Source organism: Pseudomonas sp. SDO524_S393, assembly GCF_054071875.1.
In genome coordinates, this window is the sequence record NZ_JBSVVZ010000185.1 from 1 (window position 1) to 221 (window position 221).

Genomic DNA, 221 nt, shown 5'->3' on the forward strand with positions numbered 1-221 from the left:
GGGCGTCGAGTCGGGTGTAGCGGTCGCCGACGATCATGCCGCCGCTGTCGCCAGCGTGCTCACGCAGGAACGGCCGGTCGCTCGGGATCGGCGTCGTCCGCTCGAAGCCTTGCAGGTTGGTTTTCCACCACTGCCGCGCTTCGGCCAGGCTCTGGCGTTGCAGCCAGCCGATGTAGTCGCGATAACGCGGCGGCACAGCCAGTTGCGCGTCACGGCCTTCG

Annotated in this window: 1 protein-coding gene; it reads right to left on the reverse strand. The window is 68.8% G+C overall.

The window, feature by feature from the left end:
• A partial coding sequence (locus ACW9IB_RS29580; protein WP_457416879.1) for a hypothetical protein occupies positions 1-221 on the reverse strand: 221 nt, incomplete at both ends.